The organism is Micromonospora sp. NPDC005203, assembly GCF_042872705.1.
Classification (GTDB): domain Bacteria; phylum Actinomycetota; class Actinomycetes; order Mycobacteriales; family Micromonosporaceae; genus Micromonospora.
On the sequence record NZ_JBIAKV010000005.1, the window covers coordinates 102,271 to 125,395 of the forward strand.

General features: G+C 71.5%; 19 protein-coding genes. 10 read left to right on the plus strand and 9 right to left on the minus strand.

Going from position 1 to position 23,125, the window contains the following annotated elements; translation table 11 throughout:
* The first annotated feature begins 14 nt into the window (after window positions 1-14).
* The 4 genes from lysA to ACFYPM_RS14150 all read left to right on the plus strand — a co-directional run bounded on the left by lysA (window position 15) and on the right by ACFYPM_RS14150 (window position 4,196).
* Window positions 15-1,331 carry a diaminopimelate decarboxylase gene (lysA, locus tag ACFYPM_RS14135; protein ID WP_387195704.1) on the plus strand — a complete coding sequence of 439 codons (1,317 nt, stop codon included), beginning with the start codon at window positions 15-17 and terminating at the stop codon, window positions 1,329-1,331.
* Window positions 1,331-2,572: a GNAT family N-acetyltransferase gene (locus ACFYPM_RS14140; RefSeq protein ID WP_387195707.1), complete on the plus strand. Its 1,242-nt coding sequence runs from the start codon at window positions 1,331-1,333 to the stop codon at window positions 2,570-2,572. Before lysA ends, ACFYPM_RS14140 begins: the two co-directional genes overlap by 1 nt.
* Window positions 2,529-3,512 carry an aldo/keto reductase gene (locus ACFYPM_RS14145; RefSeq protein ID WP_387195710.1) on the plus strand — a complete coding sequence of 328 codons (984 nt, stop codon included), beginning with the start codon at window positions 2,529-2,531 and terminating at the stop codon, window positions 3,510-3,512. Before ACFYPM_RS14140 ends, ACFYPM_RS14145 begins: the two co-directional genes overlap by 44 nt.
* Window positions 3,513-3,620: 108 nt before the next feature.
* A complete protein-coding gene (locus tag ACFYPM_RS14150; protein ID WP_387195714.1) occupies window positions 3,621-4,196 on the plus strand; it encodes a snapalysin family zinc-dependent metalloprotease in 576 nt (191 codons plus the stop codon).
* A 61-nt stretch (window positions 4,197-4,257) separates the two neighbouring features.
* Here the strand turns inward: ACFYPM_RS14150 and ACFYPM_RS14155 are convergent, their stop codons facing one another.
* The 5 genes from ACFYPM_RS14155 to ACFYPM_RS14175 form a co-directional block, all read right to left on the minus strand.
* Complete coding sequence (locus tag ACFYPM_RS14155; RefSeq protein ID WP_387195717.1) at window positions 4,258-5,178, minus strand: hydroxymethylglutaryl-CoA lyase; 921 nt, start codon at window positions 5,176-5,178, stop codon at window positions 4,258-4,260.
* An 88-nt stretch (window positions 5,179-5,266) separates the two neighbouring features.
* Window positions 5,267-6,604 (minus strand): acetyl/propionyl/methylcrotonyl-CoA carboxylase subunit alpha, encoded by a 1,338-nt coding sequence (locus tag ACFYPM_RS14160; RefSeq protein ID WP_387195720.1) that lies wholly within the window; start codon window positions 6,602-6,604, stop codon window positions 5,267-5,269.
* A 72-nt stretch (window positions 6,605-6,676) separates the two neighbouring features.
* On the minus strand, window positions 6,677-7,276 hold the full coding sequence (locus tag ACFYPM_RS14165) for a TetR/AcrR family transcriptional regulator (RefSeq protein WP_387195723.1): 600 nt from the start codon (window positions 7,274-7,276) through the stop codon (window positions 6,677-6,679).
* Window positions 7,277-7,379: 103 nt separating this feature from the next.
* Window positions 7,380-10,220 carry a hypothetical protein gene (locus tag ACFYPM_RS14170; RefSeq protein WP_387195726.1) on the minus strand — a complete coding sequence of 947 codons (2,841 nt, stop codon included), beginning with the start codon at window positions 10,218-10,220 and terminating at the stop codon, window positions 7,380-7,382.
* A 2-nt stretch (window positions 10,221-10,222) separates the two neighbouring features.
* Window positions 10,223-12,010 (minus strand): HSP90 family protein, encoded by a 1,788-nt coding sequence (locus ACFYPM_RS14175; protein ID WP_387195729.1) that lies wholly within the window; start codon window positions 12,008-12,010, stop codon window positions 10,223-10,225.
* A 118-nt stretch (window positions 12,011-12,128) separates the two neighbouring features.
* Between ACFYPM_RS14175 and ACFYPM_RS14180 the strand changes: the two genes are divergently transcribed.
* Entirely contained in the window at window positions 12,129-13,355 is a 1,227-nt protein-coding gene (locus ACFYPM_RS14180; RefSeq protein WP_387195732.1) for an MFS transporter, read from the plus strand.
* Here the strand turns inward: ACFYPM_RS14180 and ACFYPM_RS14185 are convergent.
* Complete coding sequence (locus ACFYPM_RS14185) at window positions 13,352-14,509, minus strand: FAD-dependent oxidoreductase (protein WP_387196400.1); 1,158 nt, start codon at window positions 14,507-14,509, stop codon at window positions 13,352-13,354. The genes ACFYPM_RS14180 and ACFYPM_RS14185 overlap by 4 nt on opposite strands.
* Window positions 14,510-14,614: 105 nt before the next feature.
* On the opposite strand from ACFYPM_RS14185, the gene ACFYPM_RS14190 reads away from it, so the two are divergent.
* From ACFYPM_RS14190 to ACFYPM_RS14200, 3 genes are all read left to right on the plus strand, one after another.
* Window positions 14,615-15,196, plus strand: a complete 582-nt coding sequence (locus ACFYPM_RS14190) for a TetR family transcriptional regulator (RefSeq protein ID WP_387195735.1) — start codon at window positions 14,615-14,617, stop codon at window positions 15,194-15,196.
* A 68-nt stretch (window positions 15,197-15,264) separates the two neighbouring features.
* Window positions 15,265-15,813, plus strand: coding sequence for a SigE family RNA polymerase sigma factor (locus ACFYPM_RS14195; RefSeq protein WP_387195738.1), 549 nt, complete (start codon window positions 15,265-15,267; stop codon window positions 15,811-15,813).
* Window positions 15,810-16,994, plus strand: coding sequence for a hypothetical protein (locus ACFYPM_RS14200; RefSeq protein ID WP_387195741.1), 1,185 nt, complete (start codon window positions 15,810-15,812; stop codon window positions 16,992-16,994). The genes ACFYPM_RS14195 and ACFYPM_RS14200 overlap by 4 nt, the downstream gene beginning before the upstream one ends.
* A gap of 84 nt (window positions 16,995-17,078) precedes the next feature.
* Here the strand turns inward: ACFYPM_RS14200 and ACFYPM_RS14205 are convergent, their stop codons facing one another.
* The 3 genes from ACFYPM_RS14205 to ACFYPM_RS14215 all read right to left on the minus strand — a co-directional run bounded on the left by ACFYPM_RS14205 (window position 17,079) and on the right by ACFYPM_RS14215 (window position 20,591).
* Window positions 17,079-17,981 carry a sulfurtransferase gene (locus tag ACFYPM_RS14205; protein ID WP_387195744.1) on the minus strand — a complete coding sequence of 301 codons (903 nt, stop codon included), beginning with the start codon at window positions 17,979-17,981 and terminating at the stop codon, window positions 17,079-17,081.
* 124 nt (window positions 17,982-18,105) lie between these two features.
* Complete coding sequence (locus tag ACFYPM_RS14210) at window positions 18,106-19,647, minus strand: hypothetical protein (RefSeq protein ID WP_387195747.1); 1,542 nt, start codon at window positions 19,645-19,647, stop codon at window positions 18,106-18,108.
* Between the two features lie 176 nt (window positions 19,648-19,823).
* Window positions 19,824-20,591: an SGNH/GDSL hydrolase family protein gene (locus tag ACFYPM_RS14215; RefSeq protein ID WP_387195750.1), complete on the minus strand. Its 768-nt coding sequence runs from the start codon at window positions 20,589-20,591 to the stop codon at window positions 19,824-19,826.
* A gap of 243 nt (window positions 20,592-20,834) precedes the next feature.
* Between ACFYPM_RS14215 and ACFYPM_RS14220 the strand changes: the two genes are divergently transcribed.
* Together ACFYPM_RS14220 and ACFYPM_RS14225 are read left to right on the plus strand one after the other, a co-directional pair.
* The gene (locus tag ACFYPM_RS14220) at window positions 20,835-21,974 is read left to right on the plus strand and encodes a transporter substrate-binding domain-containing protein (RefSeq protein ID WP_387195754.1); all 1,140 of its coding nucleotides are present in this window, start codon (window positions 20,835-20,837) and stop codon (window positions 21,972-21,974) included.
* Window positions 21,860-23,020 carry a hypothetical protein gene (locus ACFYPM_RS14225; protein WP_387196402.1) on the plus strand — a complete coding sequence of 387 codons (1,161 nt, stop codon included), beginning with the start codon at window positions 21,860-21,862 and terminating at the stop codon, window positions 23,018-23,020. The genes ACFYPM_RS14220 and ACFYPM_RS14225 overlap by 115 nt, the downstream gene beginning before the upstream one ends.
* Window positions 23,021-23,125 lie beyond the last annotated feature (105 nt).

Below are 23,125 nucleotides of genomic sequence, written 5' to 3' on the forward strand. Positions count from 1 at the left end.
CGAATGAGGATTTTATGGATGAGTTCACCTATCGCGACGGTTCCCTCTGGTGTGAAGGGGTGTCGTTGACCTCGGTGGCCGAGCGGTACGGCACACCCACATACGTCTACTCCGCGAGCACCCTGATTGATCACTACCGCCGATTCGCCAAGGCCTTCGACGCGGTCAGCCCATTGGTCTGCTTCTCCGCTAAAGCGCTGGGCAACGTCCACCTGCTCAGGCTGCTGGGCCGGGAGGGCGCCGGCATCGACGCGGTCAGCGGGGGCGAGCTGCACCGGGCGGTGGTGGCGGGGATCGACCCGGAGCGGACGGTGCTGGCCGGGGTGGGCAAGTCCGAGGCCGAGCTTCGGGAGGCGGTCCGCCGCAACATCCGCTGCATCAACGCCGAGTCCGAGGCGGAGGTCGAGCTGCTGTCACGGATCGCCCGTGAGGAGGGCGTACGTCCTCGGCTGGCGATCCGGGTCAACCCCGACGTCGCGCCTGACCAGCGCACCCCGGCCCGGACGACCACCGGCACCCGGGGCGGCAAGTTCGGTGTCGACATCGAGCGGGCCGGGGCGCTGTTCGCACGTGCCGCCGCCGACGACGCGCTGCGGATCGAGGGCTTCCACATTCACCTGGGCAGCCCGATCTTCGACCCGCAGGTCTACGCCATCGCCCTGGATCGGCTGCTCGCCCTGGTCGTCCGGCTGGAGGCGGCCGGGCACCGGATCACGACGCTCAACCTGGGTGGCGGTTTTCCGGCCGAATACATCGATCGCACCGCACCGAGCTGGGACGATTTCGCCGAAGTGATCGTGCACCGGCTCACCGCGTTCAGCCGGCAGGGCGGTCAGGTCATATTCGAGCCGGGCCGCACCATCGCCGCCAATGCCGGAATCCTGCTCAGCACGGTCCGCTATCTCAAGCAGGCCGGTGACCAGCAACTCGCCGTGATCGACGCCGGCATGACGCACATCGCCCGCGCGGCGATGTACGACAGTTACCACTTCATGTGGCCGGTGCAGCCATCCGCGGAGGCGATCCCCAGTTCTCGCGACGTGTCCGGCATCGAGGGTCTGACGACGTACGACGTGGTGGGCCCGATCTGCGAGTCGAGCGACTACCTGGCCCGGGGCCGGTCGTTGCCGGCGTTGACGGCCGGGGACCACTTCGCCATCTTCACGGCTGGCGCCTACGGCATGTCGATGACCAGCAACTACAACAGCCAGTTGCGCCCCGCCGAGGTGCTGGTGCACGGCGACCAGGTCTCGTTGATCCGTCGGCGGGAGACATACGACGACCTGGTGGCGCTGGAGCTGCTCGACGACGGTAGCGACCGGGACGGCTGATGAGCAACGACGTGTCGGTCACGGCTTTGCGGTCAGTCCGCGAGATCGGCGAGCAGGTGTGGAACGGCCTCGCCGAGGGTGAGGGGTTCTACCTCGGTTACCCGTGGATGGCCTGGGCCGAGACCGACCCGTCGTTCGTCACCACCTATCTGGTGGCCCGGGACGCCAGGGGTGCCACCGTGGCGGCGGTGGCGACCTATCTCTGGGCCGGCGCGAGCGTGCCGTCGATGAACCTGGCGTACAGCCCGGGTCACATCGCCGAGGAGAATCTGGAACGGCCGCTGTCGCCCGAGGAACACGCGGCGTTCCTGCCCGTGTTGCTCGTGGGTTCGCGGGCCGGCTATCACGGCGCTGTCGCGATCTCCAAGGAGTTGCCCGGCGACCGGCGGGACGCCGTGCTGACCGCGCTCTTCACCGCGGTGGAGGCGCTCGCCGGGCGGCTCGGGGCGGCCAGTGTCGCGCTGCTCTACACCCCTGCCGAGCACGTGGCCGCGTACCAGGCGGCCTGGCATCGGGCGGTCGGCCCGGCCGGCCGCGGTCCGGTGGCGACGATGCTGTCGGCCGAGGCGGTGTTGCCCGCCGCGGGCGGCGAGGTCTCCGATCGGGCCGCCGAGGCGGCGGACCGGCGGGAGTGGCGACGCGAACGCCGACGGTACGACGACGCCGTGGACCGGATGGAGACGGTCCGGCTCTCCGAGTGCGTGGACGTGATCGGGCCGCTGCTCGGCGCGACCCAGCGCAAGTACGGCGGCCCGGACACCGACGCCGACATGCACCGCTACCTCGCGTCCCAGGTGCCGGCGCTGGACGCGTACAGCCTGGTACTCCTGGAATTCGCCGGCGACGACGTGGTCGGGTTCAGCCTCAACTACCTGTGGCCCGACGGGGTGTACGTCCGCGCGGCCGGCTTCGACCAGCTGGCGGCGGCGTACTCGTACTTCAACCTGACCATGTACCGCCCGCGGGGTCTGGCCACGGAGCGCGGCCTGCCCCTGGTGCACCTCGGTGCCGGCACCTACGGCGCCAAGCGCGCCCGGGGTGCCGAGCCGAGGTGGACGGCAAGCCTGGTCCGACCTCCGGTGGACATCCCCGACGAGCTGACGCGCGCCTTCGCGATCGACGGCTCGGACTACCGGCAGGCGGTGCGCACCTGGGGCGGTCCCGTCCCCACCATCCCCTCACAGCAGGAAGGTGACCATGCACTATCGCAGGTTCGGTCGGCTGGGCTGGCAGGTCAGTGAGATCTCGTACGGCATGTGGGGGGTCGGCGGCGGCCTCCACGGCTGGACCGGTGTCGAGGACGACGAGAAGTTCGCCGCCCTCCAGCGGGCCGTCGACCTGGGCTGCAACTTCTTCGACACGGCCTGGGTGTACGGCCGCGGGCACAGCGAGCAGGTGCTCGGCGACCTGGTGCGGGCCAACCCCGGCACCCGGCTGTACGTGACCACGAAGGTGCCGCCGAAGGACATGCGGTGGCCGTCGACCCGGGACTCCACCCTCGATGACGTCTTCCCTCCGGAGCACATCGAGGAGTACGTGCACAAGAGCCTGGACAATCTCGGGCTGGAGTCGATCGACCTGCTGCAACTGCACGTCTGGGAGGATTCCTGGACGGACGACCCGCGCTGGCGGGACACGCTCACCGGGCTGCGGGACGCGGGCCTGATCGGCGGGATCGGCATCTCGGTCAACCGTTGGGAGGCGTGGAACGGCGTACGGGCGATCGAGACCGGGCTGATCGATGCCGTCCAGGTCATCTACAACATCTTCGACCAGGATCCCGAGGACGAGTTGTTTCCGGCGGCCACGGCACAGGACGTCGCGGTCATCGCCCGGGTTCCGTTCGACGAGGGCACCCTGACCGGCACGTTGACCCTGGAGTCGACGTGGCCGGAGGGGGACTGGCGCAACTCGTACTTCGTGCCGGAGAACCTGGCCGAGAGCGTCGCCCGAGCGCAGGTGCTGAGCGAGGACCTGCCGCCCGGGATGCCGATGCCGGAGGCGGCGCTGCGCTTCATCCTGGCGGACCCCCGGGTCTGCACCACCATCCCCGGGATGCGGCGGATCGCGCACGTCGAGAGCAACATCGCGGTGAGTGACGGGAAACCGCTGGAGCCGGAGGTGCTGGCGACGCTGCGTCGGCACCGCTGGTCCCGTCAGCCGACCTGGTGGTCGCAGTAGCGGCACTGATTCGGATGGGCGGTGACCAGGCGTCGGCGAAATAGGCATTGATATTTACAGATGTCTATGGCTAGGCTCCTGGCACCCCCTTCCAGATCGGAGTCAGCGATGACCTCACGACTCAGTCGAATCGCGGTAGCGATGCTCGCGACCGCAGGTGCCACCCTCGCCGTCACGGTCGCCAACCCGGCACCCGCGTCGGCCGCGATGACCATCTGCTACAACACCAGCCAGGCAGGCAACTACGCCGGCACCGCCAACCAGGCAGCCTCGATCTGGAACAACGCCACCGTCAACCTGACGCTCTCCGCGAACTGCGGCTCCAACCTGCGGATCTACCGGATCACCGGCGGCGGCTCGTACGCCGTGCGGACCAGCCTCGGCAACGGCCGGGTCTACATCGACACCCAGCAGGCCGCGCAGTACAGCCCACTGCGGATCATGACCCACGAGATCGGGCACATCCTCGGCCTGCCGGACAACTACAACGGCAACTGCGCCCTCCTGATGTCCGGCGGCAGCGCCGGCACCGGCTGCACCAACCCGTACCCGAGCAGCGCCGAGGCGAACCGGGTCAGCAACCTGTTCGCCGGCACCCGCATCGCCACCGAGCGCAGCACGGACAGCGCCGGGGCGGACATCTTCCGGGACAGTTGGCCGAGCGTGCTCACCCCGGTGAGCTGATCGACCAGGCACGTCAGAGGGGCCGGCCTCGGGGCCGGCCCCTCTCCGCGTTTCCGGGCGGTCAGCTCGGCAGCGGCGTCAGCCGGGTACGCGGACCGGCCCGCAGCACACCGGACGGCAGCTTCTTGCCGAGCAACTCCTCGGCCAACTCCGCCACCTCGATCAGGGCGGCCAGGTCGATGCCGGTGTCGATGCCCATGTCGTGCAGCATGTGCACGGCCTCCTCGGTGGCCAGGTTGCCGCTCGCCCCCGGCGCGTACGGGCAACCACCGAGGCCACCGACACTGGCGTCGAACTCGGTCACCCCCAGCTCCAGGGCGGTCAACAGGTTGGCCAGGGCGGTACCCCGGGTGTTGTGGAAGTGCAGCAGCACCGGCACGTGCGCGTTGCGGTCGCGTACGGCGGTGAGCAGCTCGCGAACCCGACGCGGCGTGCCCATTCCGGTGGTGTCACCGAACGCCACCCGGTCCGCGCCGTCGCGGACCACCCGGTCGACGATGCCGGCCACCCGCCGCGGGTCGATGTCCCCCTCGTACGGGCAGCCGAAGCTGGTCGCCACGATCACCTCGACCCGCGCGGACGCCCCGTGCAGCAGGTCGATCAACTCGGCGATGTCGTCAAGCGACTCGTCAGTGGATCGGTTGACGTTGCGCCGGTTGTGGGTGTCACTGGCCGAGACCACCACCTCGATCTCGGTGAAGCCGGCCGCGAGGGCCCGCTGGGCGCCCCGGGTGTTCGGCACCAGCGCCGAGTAACGCACCCCGTCGACCTTCACCGCCCGCTGCCACACCTGGTCGGCGTCGGCCATCTGCGGGATCGCCAACGGGTGCACGAACGACACCGCCTCGATCCGGCGGACGCCGGTGGCAGAGAGCGCGTCGAGTAGCCGCACCTTGGCATCGGTCGGGATCGGGTCCTCGTTCTGCAACCCGTCCCGTGGCCCGACCTCACGGATCGAGACGGAATCTGGAAAATCGCTCATCGGTCACCTCGCTGTGACGTGGAATCGGGGCAGAGCAGAGGGCGGGCGAACCAGTCTTGCCGCGCGGCCGGACAACGGACCGCCCGGCTCAGCGCATACGGGAGACGATGCCGGTGTCGTAGGCGCCGGAGCGGAACTCCGCATTCTCCAGCAGCTCGCTGAAGAAGGGGACGTTGTTCTTCGGCCCCTCGATGTGGAAGGCCGCGACCGCCGTCTTCGCCCGTTCGAGCACCTCGTCCCGGGTCGCGCCGGTGACGATCAGCTTGGCCAGCAGGCTGTCGTAGAACGGGGTGACGGTATTGCCCTCGGTGTAGCCGGAGTCCACTCGGACCCCCTCGCCCGTCGGCTCCACCCACGTCCTGATCACGCCGGGGCCGGGCAGGAAGCGCTTCGGGTCCTCCGCGTTGATCCGCATCTCGATGGCATGGCCACGCGGGGTCAACGCGTCCGGGTCGAACGTCGGCGCCAGCCCGGACGCCACCCGCAACTGCTCCTCGACCAGGTCGATGCCGTAGACGTACTCGGTCACCGGGTGCTCCACCTGAAGCCGGGTGTTCATCTCCAGGAAGAAGAAGTCGCCGGTAGTCGGGTCGAGCAGGCACTCCACCGTCCCCGCGTTGCGGTAGCCGACCGCCTCACCCGCGCGCACCGCCGCCGCCAGGAAACGCTCCCGCAGCTCCGGCGAGACCGCCGGCGACGGCGACTCCTCGACCAGCTTCTGGTTACGCCGCTGCACCGAGCACTCCCGCTCACCGAGCGCCACCACCCGGCCGTCGGCCAGGCCGAGGATCTGCACCTCGACGTGCCGTACCCGGGGGAAGTACCGCTCGATCAGCACCGAACCGTCGCCGAACATCCGCTCGGCGAACGCGCGTACCTTGTCGTACTCGGTGCGCAGCGCGGCCTCGTCGACGGCCACGCCCATGCCCATGCCGCCACCGCCGGCCGCGGCCTTGACCATCACCGGGTAACCGATCTCGGCCGCCGCCGTCACGGCCGCGTCGAGGTCGGCCGCCGGTTCGGTGGTGCCGGGCGCGACCGGGACGCCGGCCGCCGCCATCAGGTTCCGAGCATTGATCTTGTCGCCCATCGCGGTGATCGCGTCCGCGCCGGGCCCGACCCAGATCAGGCCGCTCGCCTCGACGGTACGGGCGAACTCGGCGTTCTCCGACAGGAAGCCGTACCCGGGGTGGATGGCCTGGGCGCCCGTCGACTTCGCGGCGGCCAGGATCGCCTCGGTGTTTCGGTAGCTCTGCGCCGGGTTCGGCGGGCCGATGAGGACCGCCTCGTCGGCCTCGACGACGAACGGCAGGTCGGCGTCCGCCTCCGAGTACACCGCTGTCGCGCGGATGCCGAGGCGCTTGGCGGTACGGATGATCCGACGGGCGATCTCGCCCCGATTGGCGACCAACAGTGACTCGATCATGTTTCCTCCCGGCGTCCGGATGGTGGGACGAATGTCAGGGAATCATGACCGGCCTGCTTCTGACGAGTCGGCTCAGGCGAGCAGCGCGGCGAGGGCCGCCCCGCGCAGCAGCTCGGCGCGACGCCGCCGGTCCACCTCACCACCGAGGAACGGGGTCGAGTTCATCAGACCGAACGCCGCGTGCGCGAGCACCCGCGCCTCCCCGTCGGGCATGCCCGGGTGCAGCGCGGTGAGCACTGTCACCCACTCCTCGACATAGAGCCGTTGCAGGCGGCGGATGCGCCGCCGCGGCTCCTCCGGCAGGCGGTCCAACTCGTGCAGGTGCAACGCGATCACCGCAGGGTTGGCCAGCGCGAACTCGACGTGGAAGTCGATCAGCGACTCCAGCACCTCGCGCGAAGCGTCCGGGTGCCCGGCCGCGCGTTCCCGCCCGCCGACCAGCAGCCCCTCACACACCGGGATGAGCGCGGCGGCCAGCATCGCCTCCTTGCCGGCGAAGTGGTGGTAGAGCGCCGGACCGGTGACCCCAGCGGCCGCGCCGATGTCATCCATCGACACACCGTGGTAGCCACGGGCGGCGAACAGACCAACCGCGATCTCCAGAATCTCGTCCTTGCGGGACCTGCGCCGGCCCGCACCCGCCGCGCCCCGTGCCTGCTGCTCCACCGTCACCGGGCAAGCCTAGACCGCGAACCGGCAGTGGTGGTTGCCGGTGAGTTTCGCCCGCACCGGGTCGGGCCGCCCCTGACCTGGCCGGGGGGCGGCCCGTTCCGGGTCAGTCGTCGTCGTCCAGGTCGTGCTCCGCACGCAGTGCGGCGGCCTCCGCGGGCCGATCGAGCAGATCCAGCGCACGAGCCAGCAGCCAGGCCGTCTGGCGGACCGGCTGCGCGTCGGCCGGCAACCCACCGAGCACCCGGCGCAGGAGCACCTCCGCCTCGGCCGGGCGGTCCAGGCGTAGCAGCAGCTCACCGGCGAGGCGCTCGGCCATGGCGGCCTCACTGAACGCCTCGATCGACCGCAACCGGTCGGGCACCCCGTCGAGCCGGCCCAACGCCTCGTCCAGTCGACCCTCCCCGGTGAGCACCCGTGCTCCGACCTCGGCTGCCATCGCCAGCTCGTACGTCACCGATGGCTCGGCCTGCCCGGCCAACGTCCCCGCCACCGCGTCGACCACCTCGACGGCCCGCAACGCCGCGTCCCGGTCGTCGGCCCAGAGCCAGGCGTACGCCTCCCGTCGCCGGGCGCGCAGTTCGTCCAGTGGCAGTTCGCCACGCCGGTACTCCTCGGCCGCCGCGGCGAACCGCTCACCCGCCACCGCGTCCCGGTCGGCCTCGAAGAGGATCCCGCCGGCCTCCTCCAGCACCTGCGCCCGGTAGGAAAGGTTGTCCGGTCCGTCCAGGTTGACGGCCAACTGCTCCAGCAGTGCCAACGCCGGGTCAACCTCGCCGAGCCCGGCATAGACGCCGGCCAACAGGTGTCGGCAGCGGTCGGCCTCGGCCTGGGCGCCCATCCGGTCCAGACCGAGCACGGCCTCCTCGGCGACCTCGGCGGCCTCGGCGAGCCGACCCACCACCTGGTACGCGTTCGCCAACTCCCACCGCAGGAACGCATCCCCGCCGGCGCCCTGCTCCACGCACAGCGTCACCGCCTCGACGAAGTCGTCCACCGCGTCGACGGCCCGGCCGGCCGACTGCAACGCCCGAGCGCGGGCGACTCGGACCGGCAGCTCCGCGTCCGCCGATGCCGCCTCCAACGCCTCGTCGCAGGCAGCCACGGCGTCCGCCGAATCGTCCGCCATCCGCGCATGGGCCAGGCAGGCGGTCACGATCACCTCGCCGACACCCAGCTCACGGCCGAGCTGGCGAGCCTCGTCGACGGCGGCGCGGGCCTCGTCGACACGGTCCGACTGCTCCAGCAGGTGCGCCCGGTACATCGCGATCCGGGCCAGCAGATGCCGGTCGCCGCCCGCGTCGGCAGGTACCCGGTCGAGCGCGGCGAGCGCGTCCGCCCAGCGTTCCCGCTGCAGCAGCGCCGACGCCATCCGGACGTGTCCGCCCGCCCGCTCCCGGGCGTCGCCGGACCGGTCCAGGGCCTCGGCCGCCTCGCGGGCCAGCATCAGCCCCTCCTCGGCGCCCTCGTCGGACCGGGCCAACAGCACGCCGAGCCGCCCGGCGACCACCTGGGCGGGCACGTCCTCGCCCACCTCCCAGTACAGCTTCAGCGCCGCCCGGTTCAGCTCGACGGCGCTCTCGAAGTCTTCCTCGTCGGCACGCTCGCCCGCCCGCAGCGCCAACCGCTGCGCGGACGTACGTGCGGGCAACTCGGCGGAGCCGAACCGTTCGTCGAAGGCGACAAGCGCCGCCCGGAAGGTGGCCTGGTCGTGTCGACCCCCGCTCTGGACCGCCAGGTCCAGCAGTTCGTCGGGGCCGGCGTCGGTGGGCAGGTCGACGGTGGGTCGTCCACCCTTGCCGGACCGCACCCGCTCCGCCCGCTCGGCGGTCCGACCGACCGGGCGGCGGACGCTCGCCGACAGCGGCAGATGCTCCCCGCTCGCCCGCACCGCCAGCCGACGGGCGACCCACTCCGACTGGTGGGAGGTGCCGTTACGGGCGTCGAAGCGGACGGCCAGACCGGTCGCGGTCTCGGCCAACTCGTCCGCCAGCGCCGCCGCGGACACCTCGGCGGCCGGGCGGCCCTCGGCGGCCCGGCGGTACACGGTCGACCCGCCGGCCTGACGCAGTGCCGCGGCGGCGACCGCCGCGAAGTGCATGGCGGCGGCCGGCGACGGCGCCCGGTCCAGCCAGTCCAGGTGCCGCTCGACCAGCTCGACCGCCCGCGCCTCGTTGCCGGTCACGGTGCAGAACTCGACGTGGTCCCCGATGTCCCACAGGTTGGCGAGGTTGCCGCGCAGCCGGCGGTACGCCTCCCGGTGCGCGTCCCGCGCCTCGTCGCCCCGCCCGGTCCGCAGGTACGGCAGGAGCAGCGCGGTGAGGATCGACTGCGGCTGCTCGTTGCAGTTGAGCCGACCGGCGAGCACCGGCTCGGCCAGCTCCACCGCCTCGGCGTCCCGTCCGGTGTCGGCGAGGTAGCCCACCTGACTCGTCGGGTCGCAGCCGGCGCAGTCGGAGAGTTCGTCGCGCGGGGTGGTCTGCCAGAGCCGGTACCAGTGCGCGGCCGCCTCGGCGTCGCCCACGTGGTCGGCGACCCGGAACCGGTGCTTGTGGACGGCCTGCAGGCTGTGCCCGCCGGCCCGGTAGCGGCGTTCCATGTCGTCGAGCACGGCGTACGTGCGGTCGAGCGGCACCTCCGGGAAGTTCAGCAGGCCGTTGACCATGTACTTGAAGTGCCAGAGCAGATTGTGCAGGTGACCCTGGTGGTAGGGCTGCGGGTCACCGTCGAACTCGGACAGGCACCAGGAGAAGGTCACGAAGGACTTCGCCGGCTCACCGCCGTAGATGAAGCCGGTGGTGGCCTGCATCCGGGTGACGAACGCGAGATGCCGGTCGTCGGCGGCGTCCACCCGGCGCAGCAGTTGCTCCAGCGCGGCGATCTGACCCGCCCCGTAGGGCATGTCGACGACCCCGCGCAGCACCCGCCACAGATCCTCGTCGCTCATGCTCACTCCCGTCCCGGAACAGCCCGGCCGAGCAGGCCGAGGAAGGAATCATTCAGCAGCGCGGCGTCGGCCGCGCGGATCGGATGGTGGCCGAGCAGCAGCGCCTGCCCGTACAGGGCCTCGACGGCGAGACCGACCAACTCCGGGTCGCTCAGCGAGGCCACCCGTCGTACCAGCGGGTTGCGGTGGTTGAGCACCAACTGCGGGCGGTCCGGCGGGGCGGTGGCGGCGAGCGCGTCGAGCACCCCGCCCCACAGGTCGTCGGCCCGGTCGCGGCTGGCCGCGAGCTGGTCGTTGAACGCGGCCGTGCGGCTCACCAGGTAGAGCGCGGGCAGCGAGACCGGCTCGTACGCCCGGATGACCACCTCGCAGCCGGACCGTTCGACGGCCCGTTGCGCCGCGGTGAGGAACGGGCGCAGCATCAGTTCGACCTGCGGGTCGAGTGCGTCGAAGCGGGTGGTGAGGTCGCTCGGTTCCAGCCGCTCGATCAGCACCGACCGGTCCACCACCGGCAGCCGCTCGATCAGCTCGGTGTCGTACGTGTAGCCGGCGTTGACCACCGCCAGGTCCTGCGCGGCGGCCACGGCGGCGAGCTGACGGAACTCGTCGAGGCTGGCCGCGTAGCGGACCACGCCGTAGCGCTCGCGGAACTCGGCGAGGGTGAGCGTGCCGACGTTGCTGTCCATGGGCCACCACCTGTCGACCAGCCGGAGCATCTCGTCGTCGTGCAACGCCAGGGCCTTCACACCGAGGTGGTGCACCTGGAGGAACTGCGCCAGCCGGTGCGGGTCATGCCGCGCCAGCCGGACCAGCCAACCGCGCACCTGGTCGCCGAGCGCCTCGCGGGTCGCCGTCAGCAGCGTGTCCTCGTAGAGGGCCTCCCGGCTGGCGGTCGGGCGCAGCTCGGTCGCGTCCACCACGCAGTGCGCGAAGAACGCCCACTCGGGCAGCAGCCCGTCGGCGTTCTCGGTGAGCAGCATCCGTTTGAGGTAGACGCGGTGCCCGGCCCGGGCCGCCGGGTTCACCGGGGTGGGCAGGATGACGGCGACGCCGGTCAGCCCGGCCTCCGGCACGGCCAGCGGCAGGACGTCGAACGGGTCGACGCCGAGCGTCTCCCGCGCGTACCGGACCAACGCCGCGCGGTCCAGCGGCGCACCCGGCGTGGTCGGCCACGGCGGTGCCCCGGTGGTGGTGACGACGTCGCCGACGCGCACGGTGACCGGCAGCAGCGCCCCGAAGAGTCGGGCCAGGTCGGTGACGGTCGGGGTGGTGAACCACTGGTCGGCGTCGCGGCGGGGCACCAACGTCACAGTGGTCCCCGGCTCGGCGCGGGCGGCCTCCGGCGGGGCCAGCGTCACCGCGTAGCGACCGTCGGCGTACCCGGTCCAGCGAACGGTCGGACCGTCGCCCTGCCGGGTGAGCACCTGGATCTCGTCGGCCACCAGGAAGCAGGAAAGCAGGCCGATGCCGAACTGGCCGAGAAACTCGTGCCGGGAGAACCCCAGCTCGTCGCGCTTCGAGCTGCGGCCGATGGTGGCCAACAACTCGTGCACCTGCGCCTCGGTCAGGCCGATGCCGGTGTCGTGTACCCGCAGCGTGCCGTCCCCGGTGCGGTCCGGTGTCTCGATGCGGACCAACGCCGGCGCGTCGGGCTCGACCGCACGTCGGGCGGTGATCGCGTCCACCGCGTTCTGGAGCAGCTCGCGGACGTAGACCCGCGGGCTGCCGTAGAGATGATGGCTGAGCAGATCGACCACGCCACGTAGGTCAACCTGGAAAGAGTGGTCCACGCCTGATTTCTCCCCGGTCCAATGCCGGCGCCCACCGTACCGATGATCACCGACCGGCGCGTCCCTCTTTCGTCCGGCGGCTTGACCCTCGACCCGGTCGAACCCGCACGGTCACCGGATGACCTCTCCTGCTCTCGGTCGAAACTTCCGGCTGCTCTGGTCCGCCGCCGTCTCGTCGAGGCTCGGGGACGCGCTGCGTACGCCGGCACTGGCCCTACTGGCCGCGACCGTGACCCGCGACCCGCGGATCATCGCGGCGGTCACCGTGGCCGGTCAGTTGCCGCCGCTGCTGTTCGGCCTGCTCGGGGGCGTGTACGCGGACCGCTGGGACCAACGTCGGACGATGGCTCTGGTCGACGGGGTACGCGCCATCGTGGTGGCGGCGCTGGCCGTGGCGGTCGCCCTCGACCGGGTCGGCGTCGCGGTGCTGCTGCTGGCCGCGTTCCTCCTCGCCGCGCTGGGCACGCTCTTCGACTCGGCGTCATTCGCCCTGCTTCCGGCGCTGGTGCCCCCGGACGCGCTACCCCGGGCGAACGGTCGGCTTCAGGCGGGGTCAGCGGTGGCCGGCGGCTTCCTCGGCGCGCCCGCCGCCGGTGTCCTGTTCGCCGTCGCCCCGGCCGTGCCGTTCGCCCTCGACGCCGTCACCTTCGCCGCCGCCGCCCTGCTCGTGCTGGCCCTGGCGCCGCTTCCGGTCGCGGTTCCCCGCGCGAGCACTCGACGCCGGTCCGTGGCGAGCGAGATCGCCGAGGGGGTGCGCTGGCTACGCGGCCACCGAACACTGTGGCGGGTCACCGTGCTCGCCGCCGCCAGCAACCTGGCGATCAGCGGGATCATGGCGGTGCAGGTGCTCTACGCGCTCGACGTGCTACGGGTGCCACCGGCCGGGTACGGCGTGTTCGCCGCCGCCGCCATCGTCGGCGGTGTGACGGGGGCGCTCGGGGCGGGTCGGCTCGCCGCCCGGGTCGGCACGGTGTCGACGCTGCGTGCGGTGCTCGCCGCGCAGACCGTGGCGTTGACCGGGTTCGCGCTGGCCCGCGATCCGGTGCTCGGTGGCCTCGCGTTGGCCGTCTTCGCCGCCGGGACCGTGGTGTGGAACAGCCTGTCGGCGTCGTACGGGCAGCGGTACGTGCCGGCCGGGCTGCTCGGCCGGGTCGGTGCGGCCCAGCGGATGGTTGGTCTGCTCACCGCACCGGTCGGGGCGGTGCTCGCCGGTCTGGCTGCCGCGGCGTACGGCACGGTGCCGGTGGTCGGCGCGGCGGCACTGACGTTCGCGCTTGTCACCCTGGCCGCGTGGCGGACACTGCGGACCGCGCCCAGCGTGCTGAGCCCCAGCGGGGCCGCCTAGCCGGACGCCGGCTGCCGGTGGGACAACCCGGACAGGCGTAGCGCGACCTTCCGGCGGGCCGGCGGCAGCGCGCCGAGCAGCCGGATCAGCACGTCCCGGGCGGGACGGCGGGCCGGGGAGACGGTCGCCAGTCGGGTCAGCCCGGCGGCGAAACTCAGCACGTCCTCGGCCATCGGCCGCTGCCGGGCACTGTATTCGTCGAGCAGCGATTCGGGGCCTCCGTCGAGCACGTCCGCCACCGCGGTGCCGAGGGCGACCGCGTCGCAGATGCCGAGGTTCATGCCCTGACCGCCGGCCGGGCTGTGCACGTGCCCGGCGTCCCCGGCCAGCAGCACCGGCCCGGCCCGGAAGGTGTCGGCGATCAGGTGGTGCACCCGGAACCGGGAGCCCCAGAGCACCTCGGTCACCCGGTCGGGTCGTCGCGCCGGGCCGCGCTCGTCGAGCAACCTCTGCAGGTACGCGGCATCCGGATCCGCCGGAGCCGTCGCCACCGCGGCCACCAACCGGACCACTCCGTCCGGCAGCGGCGCCCAGATCAGCGGACCGGAACGGGCCAGGAAGAGCGCCACCTCGTCGCCGGGCAGGACGCTGTCCACCCGCACGTCGGCGAGCACGAAGGATTCCTCGTCGCGGGGGCCGGTGAGGCCGATCCCGGCTGCCTGCCGGACGGTGCTGTGCAGACCGTCGGCACCGACCACGTACCGGGCGCGCACCGCCGCCCCGTCGACCTGCGCGAGCACCCCGTCGTCGGTCGGGCTCAGGCCGGTCAGCCGGGACGGCCGTCGTACCCGGACGCCGAGGGCGGCCAACTGCGCGGTGAGGACCTCCTCGGTGACCGACTGCGAGACCAGCAGCGCGTAGGGGAAGCGGGACGGCAACTCGTGGAACGGCACCGTCAGCAACACCCGGTCCCGGTCACGGACGGTGAAGCGCGGCGACCGGATGCCCTGGGCGACGAGCGGCGCCGCCGCGTCGATCCGGTCCAGCACCTCCAGGGTGTACGCGTGCACGACCGCCGCACGGGAGGTCGTCGGCGGCGCGGCCAGTTGGTCCAGCACGGTCACCACGATCCCGCGCCGGGCCAGCGTCAGCGCGGTGGCGAGACCGGTGGGGCCGGCGCCGACCACCAGCACATCCGTGCTCTCGGGCAGCATGGCCACCTCCGGAAACTGTTGCCAACGGGCGTTGGCAAACGCTTGTTGGCAACGCTAGGGCGCTGCTGATTGTGTGTCAACAGTTGTTGGCATACGGTCGTGGGCATGACAGCGTCCGCCCAGCCGACCCACCCCCGCCGCTCCGACGCCACCCGGGCGGCGATCCTGCGGGCGGCCCGGGAACGCTTCGCGGCGGACGGATACGAGCGCGCCACGATCCGGGCCATCGCCGCCGACGCCCAGATCGACCCGTCGATGGTCATGCGCTACTACGGCAGCAAGGAGGGGCTCTTCGCGGCGGCGGCCGAGTTCGACCTGCGCCTGCCCGATCTGGCCCCGGTGCCGCCCGCGCACCTCGGCGAGGTGCTGATCCGGCACTTCCTCGCCCGCTGGGAGGGCGACGAGACACTCGTGGCGCTCCTGCGGGCCGCCAGCACCAACCCGGGCGCCGCCGAGCGCATGCGGGGCATCTTCGCCGACCAGCTCACCGCCGCCGTGGCCAGGTTCGGCACCGATCCCGCGACGACCGCCCGCCGTGCCGGTCTGGTGGCCAGCCAGATCCTCGGCCTGGCCTTCACCCGTTACATCGTCCGCCTGCCACCCATGGTGGACGCGCCAGCCGAGGAGCTGGTCCCCTGGGTCGCGCCGACTCTGCAGCGCTACCTGACCGGGATGCCGGAAAACTGACCCAACCTTTTACCCCTCCCCGTGCGTCTGGCAGGTGACGCGCAACGCGACGGCCGGGAAGGGGGCGGATGGCACCGACGGGACACGACGGCCGGGACGGCTACCTCGCCTTCGTGGAAAACCACCAACACCGGCTGCTGCGTGCGGCCTATCTGATCTGCGGCAACCAGCATCAGGCCGAGGATCTGCTCCAGGACGCCCTGCTCAAGCTCGCGCTGCGCTGGGCGTCAGTCCAGAAGGGTGACCCCTCCGCGTACGTGCGGACCATCCTCTACCGGGATGCCGTGTCGTGGTGGCGTCGCCGACGGCGGGAATGGCTGAGCGCCACACCACCGGACCGGGTGACCCACGACCGGGACGGCGCGCTACGGCTGACCATGCACGACGCACTGAGCCTGCTACCACCCCGGCAACGGGCCGTCCTGGTGTTGCGCTACTACGAGGATCTGACCGAGGTCGCCACCGCCGAGGCACTCGGGGTGACCGTCGGCACCGTGAAGAGCCAGTGTCATGCGGCGCTGCGCCGCCTCCGCGAGGTCGCCCCGGACCTCGCCCGGGACGCCCGGCCACGGCAGGGCTCGGCCGATCTGGCCGCCGGCTTGGAGGTGAACCCGTGAACGAACAGGACCTGCGGCGGCTGCTGACCATCAGCGTCGAGGACGTTCTACCCAGCCAACCGGCAACGGCCGGTTGGGACCGGGCTCGGCGCAGGCGACGAACCCGACGGGCCGTCGGCATTGTCGCTCTGGCCGTCACGCTTGTCGGCGGTGGCGCGGTGGCGGTTCTGCGACCTCCAGACCCACCGCCGAATCTCTCGGTGGCGCCGACCCCGACCCCCGTCCCCACGCACGCCGATCCCGTGCAGACCCCCCCCGCCGAGCTGACCTTCGCACCCGATCCGCTCGCCCGGCTCGGCGGCCCGGCGACCGTGCCGCTCTCCGAGCGACCGGTCGAGCGGGCTCTGGCGCTGTTCCAGCCGACGGACGAGGAAAATCGCGCGGACGGCCCGGTTCGGGTGCTCGGCAACGACGGCGTGGTGCGCAGCCTCGACGTGGTGACGCTGCAACCCACGCAGGATGCGGGCTACAACGAGGCAACCGCCGTGAAGCCGGGCGTGCTGTCGCCGGACGGCCGGTCGGCGGCGTTCGCGCAGACCAAGGAACTGGTCATCGTCGACCTCACCACCGCAGCGGTGCGCCGGATTCCCCTCGACGGCTATCTGGAGCTGGTCATCTGGGCGAACGACCGGGTGCTGGTCGGGGGCGACGACCGGACGTACGCGGTGGACCGGGCCACCGGGGCGGCGAGCAGGATCGACGTGTCGGCCTGGGTCCTGGCCGCACCCGACCCGGAGGCCGGCCGGGAGGCGCCGCTGATCGAGCTGATCGGCGAACGAGATGGCTTGGAACTGCGGAGCCGGACCGCCCGCGAGGCGACGATCCGTTCCGAACAGCGGATCACCAGCGACGGACTGCCCTCGCCGTACCGGATCAACGAGTTCTACGGCCGGGGCTGGCTGCACGGCGGGCGGCTGGCCAGCGCGGCATGGATCACCAGCGGTGAGATCGACGGCGCCGAGGGTACGGCGGTGCTGGATGCGCGGACCGGTGCCGTGGCTCACCTGCTCGACCTGGGCCGGGAGCGCAGTAAGGGCTGCTGCGAGGTGCTGGGCTGGGACAACGAGGGATCGGTGCTGCTCCGGTTGGAACCGGCCGCGCTGGCTCGCTGGAACCCGGAGACCGGTGAGGTCACCGGCATCATCCGCGACCTGCGTGGCGTGATCGCGGTCGCTGGTTGAACGACCGTCCCCGCGCGACAGGGCAGCGCGCGGGGACGGTCCACACCACTTCGGCCGCTCAGGCGGCCACCTCACCGACGCCGCTCAGGCGGCCAGGCCACCGGGCTGGTCGCCCTTGACGACGGGCGCCCGGACCAGGTTGCCCCACTCGGTCCACGAGCCGTCGTAGTTGCGCACCTGCGGGTAGCCCAGCAGGTGCCGCAGCACGAACCAGGTGTGGCTGGACCGCTCGCCGATCCGGCAGTACGCGATCACGTCGTCGTCGGGGCTCAGCCCGAGCTGGTCGGCGTAGATCGCCTTCAGCTCGTCGGCCGTCTTGAACGTGCCGTCGGAGTTGGCGGCGGACTTCCACGGCTTGCTGACCGCGCCCGGGATGTGGCCGCCCCGCAGCGCGCCCTCCTGCGGGTAGTCCGGCATGTGCAGCGTCTCGCCCGTGTACTCACCCGGCGACCGGACATCGACAAGCGGGCGGCCGGCGGCGATGTGCGCCATGACCTGCTCACGGTAGGCCCGCAGCGGTGCGTCGGCGCGTAGCGGCACCGGATAGTCGGCACGGGGGCGGGCCGGCTTGTCGCGGGTCACCTCGCGCCCCTCGGCGATCCACTTCTGCCGCCCGCCGTCGAGCAGCCGCACGTCGGCGTGGCCGAATAGCGAGAACACCCAGAGGGCGTACGCGGCCCACCAGTTGAAGTTGTCGCCGTAGAAGACGACCGTGTCACCCCGGCCGATGCCCTTCGCGGCGCACAACTCGGCGAATCGCTCGGCATCCAGATAGTCGCGGGTCACCTGGTCGTTCAGCTCCAGGTGCCAGTCGACCTTGACCGCACCGGGAATGTGACCCGATTCGTAGAGCAGCACGTCCTCGTCGGACTCGACAACCACGAGGCCCTCGTCACCCAGGTGCTCGGCCAGCCACTCGGTGGTGACCAGCCGTTGCGGGTCCGCGTACGACTGGAGGCGGGGATCAGGATCGTTCGGCACAGACATGATCCCAAACTACGCCGCGACACGACCGGACGGCCCGGCATCAGGGATCGGGAACGACACATGTGGCCGGAAACGCGCCCGGCCCACCACCCGGGAGGATGATGGGCCGGGCCGCACACCGGCTCTAACTGCCCGCGGGCTGCTCGGCAACCCCGAAGAACCAGATGGCCGCAGCGGTCTCGACGCCGTCCTGGTTGACACCGACAACCTCGAGCATCGTCCAGCCGGCCTCCGTCGGCACCCAGGTCACCGACGCGCTGCCATCGGCGTTGGCCGGCACGGTGCCGGTCTGCTCGTTGAAGGAGTAGCGGTAGCTGACCGTGCCGGGCAGGACCGGGGTGAAGGTGAACACCCCGGGTACGCCCGGTCCGCCGCTCTCGGTGAACTCCTGGTAGACGGTCGCGGAGATGGTCGGCATGGTGAGGGCGCCCGAGAAGCGGTAGTTGGTCACCGGCGACTGGTTGCCGAGGGCGTCCACGCTCCACACGTCGAGTGAATTCGGGCCGCTGCGGGGGTTCAGGGACACCGTGGCCGAGCCGCCGGGGTGATCGGCGGTCACCCGGCCGGGAGCGCCGGAGTTGAGCTGGTAGACGAATCCGACAGCGTCCGCCGCGCCCTCGGCATCGAAGGTGAACCTGCCCGACAGCGCCGGTGCCGGCGTGCCGTCGGCCGGGAAGTCGGTGGAGGACACCGCCGGTGCCGTGGCCGGCCCCTCGAAGTCAGTACGGAAGTAGCAGACCGGACTCCACGCACTGGTGGCTCGGCTGTCCGCCGCCCGCACCTGCCAGGCGTAGACCCGGTCGTGCTCGAACAGGGAGGGGATATCCCGGAACCGGCCCAGCGCCCGCTGGTCGTCGCGGGAGAAGTCGATGCGTTCCACCCGGGCGTCCGGCTCGTCGACCGGCCAGAGTGCGAACGTCGCGGTGATCTCGTCCGTCCCACCGGTGTCGGTGCGGTCCTTGTCGTGCACGACCGCCGAGAGGTCCAGGGTTCGGAACGGCAGCACCTGGTACGGCTCGGTGACAGTGCAGTTCGTGCCGTTCGCCGTCTGCAGGTCGGTCGGTACGCCCGGCGGGTAGTTGTGCTCGATCGAGAGGCCCACCTGGCTCGCGTACTTCCGGGCCAGCTTCGGGTTCTTCTCCACCTTGACCGGGAGCCGGAGCGAGAGAGTGAGCGTCGACCTGCCCTCGGCGAGGGCCTGGCGCAGCCCTTCCGTGGCGTCGAAACCGACCTGGGAAGCCGGGCACCCGGACTCCGCAGGCAGCGCGGTGGTGTCGATACGCGCGAGGTCGACCGGGGGCTTCGCCCAACTGGAGCGCGAGGTGTACGCCTCGGTGCGCCACAACTCCACCTCGGGACGCTTGGCGCAGTCGCCGGCCCCGGTCTCCTTGGCGTTGAGCGTCGCGAGTTCGATGACCGCGCCACGATAAGAGGTGATGTCGAAGGTGAAGTACGCCCGCGCGGTGTGCGGGCGTCGCTTGCTGTCGACCCAGGTGCCGACGGACACGTCGCCGGCGTGATCAATGTTGATCTTCTTTGGGCGCTCGGAGTCGGTCCAGGCCCAGGAGGTGTTCTCGATGCGCACGTCGTTCGCGTTGGCCGGCGAGGCGGTCGAGACGACCACCAGCCCGGCGGCGACCAGCGTGGACAGTGCGCCGGCCAGCAAGGATCGCCCGGTTGATCTGGGCGACGTCGTACCAGATATGAGGGTCATCCGTCATCCGCCTTCCCCTGTTGTCCCCGTGCTCGATCGACGGGGGCAACGGAGACTATCGGGTGGGCACGACGTCGGGTGATCCAATAACTGGTCTACGTGGCGGGCCGGATGCCCTGTTCGGAGGCTCAATCGACGATCGGTCCGAGCAGCGGGCGCTTCGCCGTCACGGTGTCACCGGACGACCGGCCGGTCAGCCGCCGCTTCACCCAGGGTGCGAGGTGCCGACCGGCCCACCGCACGTCGGCGGCACGGGCAGCCAACCACGGCGACGGCGCTGGGTGCGGCGGGACCAGCAGCCACTCCTCGTCGCAACCGACCCCGAGCGCGTTCAACACCTGCCCCGCGACCCGCCGGTGACCGGCCGGGGAGAGGTGCAACCGGTCGGTGCTCCAGAGCATCGGGTTGAGGAAGGCGTCGTCGGCGTACAGGTCGACCATGATCGCGCCGTGCCGCTCAGCAGTTTCACCGACTGCCTGGTTGAGCAACTGCACCCGGGGTGCGACGAGGCGCTGGCCGGGAAGTCGGGCCATCACGTCGGCGAACCGGAAGAGCAGCACGTCCGCGCCGCCGGAACGCAGTTGCCGGACCACCTCGTCGAAGCGGGCCACCAGCGCGTCCGGATCGAAGGTGCGGCGCAGCACGTCGTTGCCGCCGGCCGCGAAGCTGATCAGGTCGGGCTTCATCGCCACCGCCGACGGCACCTGCTCGGCAATGACGCTGGGAAAGAGCCGGCCCCGGATGGCCAGGTTCGCGTACCGGAAGTCGGGGCCCGTCTCGGCGGCGAGCCGGGTCGCCACCAGGTCCGCCCAGCCCCGGAAGGTGCCGTCCGGGTACGCGTCATCCATGCCCTCGGTGAAACTGTCCCCGACCGCGACAAAACTGCGCCAGCGCACCCGCGCCCCCTCACACCACTCGTTGCCTGCGGCGACCAGTCTTTCACCGAGGGCGCGGTGGACAGTGCCCCGATCGGGCGACGTGGCGGAGGTCATGCAGCCCGGCCGATCGGTCCGGCCTGCGGAGCGGAGACCGGTCCGGCGCTACTGTCGCCAATCCGGCTGGCGGCGCAGTGTCGTGGCTCGCGCCCAGGACCCACAATGAGAGGCCGATCACCGGTCCGAGCAGCGGGGAGGACCCAGTTGAGCCAGGCAAGCGAGCCGAGCCCTCCGGGGCCGACCCCGGCGACGGCCACCTCGACGCGCACCGCACGGGCCCGCCAGCTCCGACTCGTCGGGCTCATCGTGGCGCTGGCCGTGCTGGCCGCCGCCCTGGTCCCGATCGTCCTCGCGACCGGCCCGCCAACCCGCGACGAGTTGCTGGAGCAGGCCGGCCTCAAGGGAAAGCAGCAACTCGTCATCGGGGTGAAGGACGACCAGCCGGGCATCTCGCAGCGCCTCTCGAACAACGTCTGGAAGGGCTTCGACGTCGACATCGCCTACCTGATCGCGGGCTACCTCGGCTTCGACCACTCCCAGGTGCGCTTCGTGCCGATCGAGAGTGAGGACCGGGCCCGTCGACAGGCCCGGGACAACGACGGGTTCGTCATCGTCGACCTGGTCATCGCCTCGTACAGCATCAACGAGCGGCGCAAGGAGGAGGGCGCCGTCTTCTCCGCCTCGTACCTGCACACCGAGCAGTCGGCGATCACCCTGAAGAGCTTCGAGGGGCAGGTGAGCAGCCTGGAGGATCTCCGTGGGCTGACGGTCTGCTCGCTGACCACCTCGACGTCCATCCAACGCCTCGCCGAGGCCGGCGCCAGGCCGGTGGGCCGAAACCGGATCAGCGAGTGCGTCCAGGAACTGTACGACGGCAAGGTGCAGGCGGTCACCACCGACGCGGCGATCCTCGCCGGCTTCGTCACCGCCGACCAGCCGGGCGACGACGGTCAACGCTTCCCGGTGACCCTCAACAACCCGAAACCGCTCCGGCACTGGGACATCGGCTCGTCGCCGCAGGAGAAGTGGGGCATCAACGTCGGCCCGAATCAGGCCCTGCTCGACCTGGTCGACCTCGCGCTCTACGAATCGGCCCAGGACGAGGAGAACTCCACCTGGGAGAACGCGTACAACGCCAACCTCCGTTGGCAGCAGGGATACAACCTCCCGCAGCCGGTCGCGGAACAGCAGCAACCCGAGGCGAGGAAGGTGGAGGTGCGACAGTGGCCGTGGGAGAGGATCGCGCTACCGACCCCGGCGCACCCCGGATCGTCACCGTCGCCGGCGAGACCCGCCGCCCGCGCCGGATGGCGGGGGCGCGGCAGGCACAGCAGTGGCTGCTGACCCTCCTACCCGCCTTCCCCGTCCTGCTCCTGGTGCTGCGACTGTGGCAGCTCAGCCACCAGGACATGTCCACGATGCTGCTGCTGGTGCAGTACGTCAGCCCGCTCGGTCTGCTCAGCGCCCTGCTGATCGCGCTGGTGTGGGCGTTCCCCGTCGTCGTGCTCGCCTTCGGTGTGCTCGGTCGGCTGCTGCGGCTCAGTGCCCCGGACCGATTCGACCCGGAACGGTCACTCCTGGCCTCCGGGACGGCACGCACCCCGGGCTGGGTGATCAGCGCGGCGGTCGCGCTGGGGGCGCTCACCTGGCAGCTCCGCTTCCTGCCGTCGCTACTGATGCTCGCCCTCTGGCTGCTCGCGCTGCGTACCCGCTATCTGCACCCGGACCAGCCGACCCGGGTCCTGCTGGTCAGTGTGGCGCTGCCCGTGGCGGCGGCGGTCCTGGCCTACAGCGTGCTGGGGCCGGCGATCTGGACGGCCTGCCAGCATCGCGAGTGGGCCACCGCCGCGCTGCTGGCGGTGCCGCCCGCCGCCACCGTGCTGCTCACCGGCCCGATCCCCGGCTGGATCGCCCCGGCGCTGACCCACGGCCTGGCGTTCACCGTCGCCACCGTGCTCCCGGTGGTGATGGGCGCGGTCTTCCTCCGGGTGCCGCTGTTGCCCACCGCCGCGATCGAGGTGGTGCCGAGCGAGTCGGCCAGGACGAGCCCGGCCGCGACACCCGCGACGGACGACGGCGCGCCGGCCGAGGGCAGCGGGGCCGGACCGTCACCCGTCGCCGCCGCTGACCCGGAGGTGGTGCTCGGCGCGCTCATCGCGGTCACCGACACGTCGACGATCGTGCTGGACCGGGCCGCCACCGTGCGGTTCGTGCCGAACGGTTGGGTCGAGTCGCAGGTCCTCTGCCCACAGGTGACATCGGTGCCGTACAGCCTCGTGTCGGTGCGTGGTTGGCCGGTGGAGGAGACCGCGCTGGACTGGATGATGCCCCGAAAGCCGGTGGCCGATCCGGACGTCCGCTGTGCGGGCCGACTCCCCAGCGCGCGGTGACCCGGACCCGACGGCGGCTGCGGCGACCTGCCGCTTGAGGGTCTGGTGGACCGACTTGTCCACGAGGTACGCAAGGAACGTGGGAACCTGGTGTAGCTGCCGCGT